At 68.5% G+C, this 1,595-nt stretch carries 1 pseudogene; it reads right to left on the bottom strand.

Annotated features, from left to right (window positions below):
* Nucleotides 1–97 precede the first annotated feature (97 nt).
* Nucleotides 98–1,352, bottom strand: a pseudogene (locus RF637_RS13735) (IS256 family transposase).
* Nucleotides 1,353–1,595 lie beyond the last annotated feature (243 nt).

Below are 1,595 nucleotides of genomic sequence, written 5' to 3'. Positions count from 1 at the left end.
CCGGACGGTTCGAGAGAACCACTCACTGATGAGAACCGCCGGGCCCCACACACCGTTTATCGGACAGTCCCTAGCGGTCTGATCCTTCGCTGGGTGGTCAGGCGCTGAGTTCGAGGGTGGTGTCGGTGCCGGTGGTCACCTCGGTTCCGGTGTCCTCGACGAGGCTGAGCCGGCTGCGGTTGAGGAGGTCGAGTCCGAGGTAGCGGCGGCCTTCGGCCCATTCGTCGGTCTGTTCGGCCAGGACGGCTCCGACAAGACGGGCGATAGCGGCCCGGTTGGGGAAGATGCCCACGGCGTCGGTGCGTCGGCGGATCTCCCGGTTGAGCCGCTCGGCGGGGTTGTTGGACCAGATCTGTGTCCACACGTCCTTCGGGAAGCTCGTGAAGGTGAGGATGTCCTCCCTCGCCTGACCGAGGTGGTCGGCCACGGCCGGGAGTTTGCCGGTGACGTAGTCGATGAGCCGGTCGAACTGGGCGTCCACGGCGGTGGCGTCGGGCTGGTCGTAGACCGAGTGCAGCATCGCCTTGACCGCCGGCCACATGCTCTTCGGGGTGGTGGCCATCAGGTTCGCCGCGTAGTGGGTGCGGCACCGTTGCCAGACCGCGCAGGGCAGGTTCGCCGCGATCGCCTCGACCAGCCCGGTGTGGGCGTCGGAGGTGACCAGCCGGACCCCGGTCAGGCCGCGGGCGACCAGGTCGGCGAAGAACTCGTTCCACGCGGCCCCGGTCTGACTGGTCGCGACCGGCAGCCCGAGGACCTCGCGGTGCCCGTCCCCGTTGACCCCGGTGGCGAGCAGGGCCACGGCGTTGACAACCCGGCCGCCTTCACGGACCTTCATGGTCAGCGCGTCCGCGGCGACGAACGTGAACGGGCCGGCCTCGCCCAGACGCCGGTGGCGGAAGGACTCGACGTGCTCGTCCAGCCAGGTGGCCATCCGGCTCACCTGGGACTTGGAGAGGGCGTTGATCCCGAGGGTCTTGACGAGTTTGTCCATCCGCCGGGTGGAGACCCCGGCGAGGTAGCAGTCCGCGACGACGGTGATCAGCGCGGTCTCGGCCCGCTTGCGCCGCTCCAGCAGCCACTGAAGGGAAGTAGGTACCGGAGCGCAGCTTCGGCACGGCCACCTCGATGGTCCCGACCCGGGTGTCCAGATCCCGGTGCCGGTACCCGTTGCGCTGAGCGGTCCGCTCCGGGGAGGGCCGGCCCCACTCGGCTCCGACCACCGCGTCCGCGTCGGCGGAGAGCAGGGCGTTGATCATGGTCTGCAGCAGGTGGCGCATCAGGTCCGGGGACGCTTCGGACAGGGCTTCGCCCAGCAGCCCGGCAGGGTCGACAATATGGGCAGCGGTCATCGTGATGACTCCATCCGAGAGAGCTGTGAGAGGTGAACTCGAAGGATCACACGGTGGCCGCGCCCACGTCCTCAACGACGTCACCGGCCACCGCGCTACACCACTATGCGGGACTCAACTCTCAACGCACAGCCCTGGCCGCCCTGAGCGGTGGACTCGCCATCAAGGACGTTGGGCCGCCCCCTTCATTCGGTCCGGTCGCTGTGCGAGTCGTCGGTTTCCGATTGATGGGTGCATTGCCGA

It is taken from the genome of Kocuria sp. CPCC 204721 (assembly GCF_040980945.1).
Taxonomy (GTDB): Bacteria; Actinomycetota; Actinomycetes; order Actinomycetales; family Micrococcaceae; genus Kocuria; species Kocuria marina.
Note: the sequence above shows the minus strand (reverse complement) of the source record. Positions and strands in the feature narration are given on the sequence as shown.